This window comes from Trueperaceae bacterium (genome assembly GCA_019454765.1).
GTDB lineage: Bacteria > Deinococcota > Deinococci > Deinococcales > Trueperaceae > JAAYYF01.
On the sequence record JACFNR010000014.1, the window covers coordinates 21,599 to 28,266 of the forward strand.

Annotated in this window: 5 protein-coding genes; 1 reads left to right on the top strand and 4 read right to left on the bottom strand. The window is 71.7% G+C overall.

The features are described 5' to 3' along the window. Positions 1 to 25 precede the first annotated feature (25 nt). The 4 genes from ctaD to H3C53_06010 all read right to left on the bottom strand — a co-directional run bounded on the left by ctaD (position 26) and on the right by H3C53_06010 (position 5,760). Positions 26 to 1,921, bottom strand: a complete 1,896-nt coding sequence (gene ctaD / locus H3C53_05995) for a cytochrome c oxidase subunit I (protein MBW7916221.1) — start codon at positions 1,919 to 1,921, stop codon at positions 26 to 28. Then, complete coding sequence (gene coxB, locus H3C53_06000) at positions 1,921 to 3,018, bottom strand: cytochrome c oxidase subunit II (GenBank protein ID MBW7916222.1); 1,098 nt, start codon at positions 3,016 to 3,018, stop codon at positions 1,921 to 1,923. Before coxB ends, ctaD begins: the two co-directional genes overlap by 1 nt. A 186-nt stretch (positions 3,019 to 3,204) precedes the next feature. Beyond that, the gene (locus tag H3C53_06005) at positions 3,205 to 4,728 is read right to left on the bottom strand and encodes a YifB family Mg chelatase-like AAA ATPase (protein MBW7916223.1); all 1,524 of its coding nucleotides are present in this window, start codon (positions 4,726 to 4,728) and stop codon (positions 3,205 to 3,207) included. A gap of 180 nt (positions 4,729 to 4,908) precedes the next feature. After that, positions 4,909 to 5,760: a DegV family protein gene (locus H3C53_06010; GenBank protein MBW7916224.1), complete on the bottom strand. Its 852-nt coding sequence runs from the start codon at positions 5,758 to 5,760 to the stop codon at positions 4,909 to 4,911. 144 nt (positions 5,761 to 5,904) lie between these two features. On the opposite strand from H3C53_06010, the gene H3C53_06015 reads away from it, so the two are divergent. Beyond that, on the top strand, positions 5,905 to 6,668 hold a 764-nt coding region (locus H3C53_06015; protein MBW7916225.1), incomplete at its 3' end, for a YdcF family protein.

Consider the following 6,668-nt stretch of genomic DNA (forward strand, 5'->3'; position numbering starts at 1 on the left):
GCGGGTTGGTTGGAGGCTTGGGCGCTCATGCGTGCTCCCCGGCGGCGTCCAGGTGGAGGTGCTGGCCACCCACCCCCTCGAACGCCCAGGCGAAGATCGTGAAGATGAAGAACAGCCCGCAGACGATGGCGAAGATGACGTTGTCGTAGACGAGGCCGTAGGCGCCGAGGGTGATGGCGAGCGCCGCGAGGATCGGGTACCAGGACTGGCCCGGGATGTGGACGCCCGCGGCGTCGTACGGCTTGCCCGCGTCAGGCGCCGGCGGCGTCACGTCCATCGACTCGGGGTGCTTGACGGCCCACACGGGATCGAGCGAGTTGACGACCGGCTGGACCTCGAAGTCGTAGTAGGGCGGGGGAGAGGCGGTGGCCCACTCGAGCGTGCGCCCGTCCCACGGGTCGTTGCCGGCCGGCTTGCCGCGCGTGAGGCCGTGGATGACCCCCGCGAGGACGAGGATGAGGCCCACGCCCATCACCCAGCTGCCGATGGTCGAGGCCATGTTCCACGGCTCGAGCCCCAGGCCCTCCGGGTACGTCTGGATGCGCCGCGGCATGCCGAGGAGGCCGGCGATGTGCTGCGGGAAGAAGATGCCGTGGAAGCCGAAGACGACGAACACCCAGGCGATCTTGCCGAGGCGGTCCGACATGAGCTTGCCGGTCATCTTGGGGAACCAGTAGTAGAGGGCCCCCAGGAACGCCAGCAGGGCGCCGCCCCCCATCACGTAGTGGAAGTGCGCCACCACGAAGTAGGTGTCGTGCACCTGGGCGTCGAAGCTCGGCATGGCGACCATGATGCCGGTGATGCCGCCGAGCGTGAACGTGACCAGGAATGCGATCACGTACAGGAGCGGGGTGGTGAACCTGATGCTGCCGCCCCACATGGTGCCGAGCCAGTTGAAGATCTTGACGCCGGTGGGGATCCCGATGACGAAGGACGTGAGGGAGAAGGCCGTGTTGACCACGGGGCCCAGGCCGGTGGTGAACATGTGGTGCGTCCACACCGCGAAGCCCATGAAGCCGATGAGGATGCCCGAGAGGACCATGATCGGGTAGCCGAACAGGGGCTTGCGGGAGAAGGTGGGCGTGATCTCGCTGATCACCCCGAAGGCGGGCAGGATGATGATGTAGACCTCCGGGTGACCGAAGACCCAGAAGAGGTGCTGCCACAGGATCGGTAGCGCGCCCGCCTCCTGCACGAAGAAGAGCGTGCCGAAGGTGCGGTCGAGGATGAGCTCGAGGAAGGCGATGGTGAGCGGCGGGAACGCGAAGATGATCATGAACGACGTGATGAGCATCATCCAGGCGAACACGGGCATGCGCATCATGGTCATGCCGGGGGCGCGCATGTTGACGATGGTCACGATCAGGTTCATGGCGGTACCCGTGGTGCCGATGCCGCTGATGAACAGGCCGAAGACGTAGAAGTCGACGCCCAGCCCGGGGTTGTGCGACAGCGACGTGAGGGGGGCGTAGGCGAACCAGCCGACGTCGGGCGCGCCGCCGAGGAAGAACGACGTGTAGATCATCAGCCCGCCGAAGGCGTACACCCAGTAGCCGAAGGCGTTGAGGCGTGGGAACGCCAGGTCGCGCGCGCCGATCTGCAGCGGCACGAAGTAGTTGGCGAGGCCGATGCCGAGCGGCATGATGGCGAGGAACACCATGCTGACGCCGTGCATCGTGAAGAGCTGGTTGAAGTGCTCCGGGCTCACCACGCGCATCTCGGGGGTGAGGAGCTGCAGGCGGATGAGGAACGCCTCGACGGCGGCGGCGCCCATGAACGCGAACGCCGTGCAGATGTAGAGGAGACCGAGGCGCTTATGGTCGACGGTGGTCAGCCACGAGCCGATGCCCGTGGTCCAGGTGGGCCTTACGAAGAGCTTCCCCCTCGTGCCGGCACCGATGGTGGGTTGCGTGGTGGCCATCAGTTGCCTCCCGTCGACGCCTGGGCCAGCGCGGTGGTGTCACCCTCGGCGCCCAGGCTCAGCAGGTAGGCGGCGATGGCCGCCGTCTCCTCGTCGCGCTTGGGGTCGTTGGCTTCCCAGAGGGTCGGCATGCGGTTGCCGGGCTTCACGGACTGCGGGTCGCGCACCCAGGCGGCGACGTTCTCGGGCGTGGCGTCCAGCACGCCGGCGCCCACGGTGTGGCGCAGCCCGAAGTTGGTCAGGTCGGGGAACTGCGGTTGACCGTAGTGCATGTCGGCCGCGTAGTTGCCGATGTTGTGGCAACCGATGCAGCCCTTGGAGGCCACGAGCTGGCGACCCTGGGCGACCTGGGGGTCGGCGGCGGCCTGCTGCACGGGCGGGTCCTGGAACTCGGCCACCCAGGCATCGAAGTCGGCCTGTTCCGCGACGACGACGCGGAAGCGCATGTAGGCGTGGGCGCCGAGGCAGAGCTCGGCGCACTGTCCGTGGTAGATGCCGGCGCTGCCCTCGTTCGTGTCGAACCAGAGCTGGTTGTCCTGGTTGGGGATCAGGTCGACCTTGCCGGCGAGGCGCGGCGCCCAGAAGGCGTGCACGACGTCGCCGGAGTTGAGGTGGAGGATCACGCGCTTGCCTTCCGGCACGTGCAGCTCGTTGGCGGTCGTGATGCCGAGGTCGGGGTACTCGAACTTCCACCACCACTGGTAGCCCGTGACGTGCACCACGATGTCGTCGGCCGTGGGCACCACGTGCGACTGCGTGCGGAACACCGAGCGCACGGTGGGGATGGCCACCATCACGATGATGATGACGGGGACGATGGTGAGGACCACCTCTATCGCCGGGTGGCCGTGGGACTGCACGGGCATCTTGTCGCCGGCGCGCCGCCTGTACCTGACGATGACGTAGACGAGGGCCCCGAACACACCCACCATCACCGGGATGCTCAGGTACCACGTCCACATGAACAGGTCCAGTTGGTCTTGGGCGACGCTGCCGACCGGCTTGAAGATCGATTGCCCGCCCTCGAACGAGCAACTGGCCAGTAGCGGCGCGAGAACGGCGACGGGCGATGCCCGCCACAACCACCTCATGGGCACGGTTCCCTCCTTGGGTCGTGAAACGGGGGCAGGCGAAGGGTAATTTGGCCCCAGAATCTGTGCGCTAATGTAGCACACGCCTGAGAAGCGGAATGGGTAGGAATTGCACGATGAAGTGCGGCGGGCGCGGCATGATGGCCGTTCCGTCCCGCGCCGGCGCTCACGCGCGGCTCACGCGACCCTCATCTACGGGCCGGGCTCGTCGCGGTAGGCGGCGGCCTCCAGGAGGTGCTCGGGCCCAACGTTCACCGCCCCGGCCAGGTCCGCCGCCGTGCGCGCCACGCGCAGCAGCCGGTCGTAGCCTCGCGCCGTGGGCCGCAGGCCGCGCACGATCCGCTCCAGCGCACGGGCGGCCTCGCCGTTCGGCCTGACGTGAGCGGCCAGCTCGCGGGTCGGCAGGTGCGCGTTCGCCGCGCCCTGGCGCTCCAGCGCCGCCGCGCGCGCCCGGGCCACGCGCGCCGCCACCGCCCCGCTGGACTCGCCGGGCGGGGCCGCCACCAGCTCGGCGTCGCTGAGGCGGGGCACGCGCACGCGCAGGTCGAACCGGTCGAGCAGCGGGCCGGAGAGCCGCCGCTGGTAGCGGACGACCGCCGCGGCCGAGCACGTGCAGGGCGGGCCGTCGTCGGAAGAGCCGTGGTGGCCGCACGGACACGGGTTGCGCGCCGCCACGAGCTGGAAGCGGGCGGGGAGCCGCACGCTGCCGCTGGCGCGCGAGATGGTGACCACGCCGTCCTCCAGTGGCTGGCGCAGTCCCTCCAGGACGGCGCGCGAGAACTCGGGCAGCTCGTCGAGGAACAGCACGCCGAGGTGCGCGAGGCTCGCCTCGCCCGGGCGCGCCACCCCGCCGCCACCGAGCAGGCCGGCCTGGGAGGCCGAGTGGTGCGGCTGCCGGAAGGGCGGCGAGCGCACCAGGGCGCCCGCCGAGCGCCCGGCGCTCGAGTGCACGCGTGTGACCTCGATGGCCTCCGCGTCCGTCAGGGGCGGCAGGATGCCCTGCAGCCGCCGCGCCAGCATGCTCTTCCCGGCACCGGGCGGCCCCGTCAGGAGGAGGTTGTGGCGCCCCGCCGCGGCCACCTCGAGGGCGCGGCGCGGCAGCGCCTGGGCGCGGACGTCGGCCAGGTCGGGGAGGTCGGGCGGGTCCGGCGCGGCGGCGGGCGCGGCGGCCTCCCAGGGCGCCAGCCTGGCTCGGCCCGTCAGGTGCGCGACGGCGGCCGCCAGGTTGGTGGGGGCGACGACCTCGACGCCCGGCACGAGCGCCGCCTCCCGCGCGTTGGCGGGCGGCGCGAGGACGCGGTGCGGTGCTCCGCTCTCCTCGGCCAGGGCGGCGGCGAGCAGCGCGACGGCCACGGCGCCGCGCGCGGGCCGGAGGCTACCGTCCAGCGCGAGCTCGCCGAACGCCACCGTGCGCTCGAGCGCCCGCAGCGGCACGCGCCGCTCCGCCGTCAGGAGCGCCAGCGCGATGGCGAGGTCCAGGGCGGGGCCCTCCTTGCGGACGTCGGCCGGGGCGAGGTTCACGAGGATGCGGCTGGGCGGCAGCGGCAGCCCCAGCAGCTTCAGGTTCGCCCGCACCCGCTCGCGCGACTCCTGGACGGCCGCGCCGGGGAGGCCGACGATGGTGAAGCTCGGGAGCCCGCCGCTGACGAACGCCTCCACCCTGACGGCGATGGCCTCCACTCCCAGGATGGTGGCGGACGTGACCGCGGCGAACATCGTGCCGCGACGCTAGCGCGCGGGCCGGGTCGTGGCCCCGGCCAGCCGGGCGGCTGCCGAGCGATCCTAGGCGGCCGCCGCCCGCCCCGCGCCAGGGCGCCGCCCGCCAGGGCGCACCTAGAGGGCGCACCCACTACGGTCCGCCCTGGCGCACGCCCTCGCCCCCGCGAAGGCGCGACCTCAGACGGCCTCGTGGGTGTACAGCCCGAACGTGTTGGGGCCCACGTGCGACGCGATGACGGCGCCGATCTCGTGATAGCCCCCGAAGCTGTAACTGATGCCCGCCTCGTCGATCGCGGCCCGCAGCCGCTCGGCCGCGGGCGGGTCCTGCACGTGGATGAGGTTGAGCACGACGGCCCCCTTGGCCGCCGCCACGTACGCCGCGAAGCGCTCGACCATCTCCTGCTGCGCCTTCTTGATGCCGCGGGCGCGGCTGAGCGGCCCGACCTTGCCCCCGTCGAGCGTCAGGAGCGGCTTCACGTTGAGGAGACTGCCCAGGAAGGCGGAGGCCTTCCCGATGCGGCCGTTCTTCTGGAGGTAGTCCATCGTCGCGACCGTGAACACCACGAAGTTGGTGTCGCGGATGCGCTCGAGCGCCCGGGTGATGGTGGCGAGGTCCGCGCCCTCCGCCCGCAGGCGCGAGGCGACGCGAACCATCTCGCCGTGACCGAGGCTGGCGGCCTGCCCGTCGAAGACGGTCACGGGCAGCCCCACCCCCTCCTTGGCGATGACCGCCGACTGGTACGTGCCCGAGATGCCGGACGAGATGGTGATGACGAGCACCTCGTCCGCCCCGGCCGCCGCGGCGCGCGCGTACGCCGCCGCGAACTCGGCGGGGCTCGGTTGGCTGGTGGACGGCATGCCGGCGCCGGCCGCCACGCCGGCGATGATGCGCGCGGGGTCGATCTCGAGCCAGTCCTTGAACGTCTGCCCCTGGAAGTGGACGTGCAGCGGCACGGCCTCGACGTCGAGCGCCTTCAGCTCGTCGGCCGTGAGGTCGCAGGTCGAGTCGGTGATGATGCTGAGTCTCATGCGGGGCTCCGTTACTGCGCGGCCGCCCGGTCGGGTCGGTGGCGCATCGAACTGGTGGTCGTCGTGACTGTCACGCCAGGATATCCGAGCCGAAGCCACCGCGCTCACCCGCGAGCGCCGACCGACCTGCCATGATGGTGGTCCATGCTCGAAGCCGTCTGGTGGTTGCTCACCCCGAGCACCCTGCTCGTCGTCCTCGTGCTGCTCGCGTTCGTGGCCGGTCGGCTGCGGGCAGGGCGGCTGGCGGGCGCGCTCCTGTTCGTGCCGCTGCTCGTGCTCCTCGCGCTCGTGCTCGCCCCGGTCGACGAGTACCTGGCGAACGGCCTCGAGAGCCGCGTCGCCGCCCCCGACCCCATGCCGGAGCGCGTGGACGGCGTGATCGTCCTGGGCGGAGCCGTCGAGTGGCGCATTAGCGCCGCGCGGGGGCAACTCGCCCTCGACGACGCGGGCGAGCGCATGCTGGCCGCGCTCGCGCTCGCCGAACGTTACCCCGGCGCCCGCTTCGTGTTCACGGGCCTCTTCGAGGACGCCCTGCGGCAGGAGTGGCGGGGCGCCGACGGCGCCGGCCTGCTCTTCCGGCGCGCCCTGGACGGGCACCAGGTGACGTTCCTCGGCGAGGCGCGCAGCACGTACGAGGAGGCCCTGCTGGCGCGGGAGCGCGTGGCGCCGGAGGTCGGGTCGACCTGGCTCCTCGTCACGAGCGCGCTGCACATGCCCAGGGCGCTGGCCACCTTCCGCACGCAGGGCTGGTCGGTGACGCCGTTCCCGGTCGACTACCGCTCGCTGCCGCCCGGCGCCTGGCGCGACGCCTGGCGCTTCGACCTGGCCGTCGGCAAGCGCCTGGCCGGGCTCGACCGGGTGGTGCGCGAGTGGGGCGCCTACCAGGTGTACCGGCGCAGCGGCCGGCT

Bases quoted from the DNA above. Each gene is read 5' to 3' on its own strand.
- ctaD (MBW7916221.1), bottom strand. From the start codon at position 1,921: ATGGCCACCACGCAACCCACCATCGGTGCCGGCACGAGGGGGAAGCTC.
- H3C53_06005 (MBW7916223.1), bottom strand. From the start codon at position 4,728: ATGTTCGCCGCGGTCACGTCCGCCACCATCCTGGGAGTGGAGGCCATC.
- H3C53_06010 (MBW7916224.1), bottom strand. From the start codon at position 5,760: ATGAGACTCAGCATCATCACCGACTCGACCTGCGACCTCACGGCCGAC.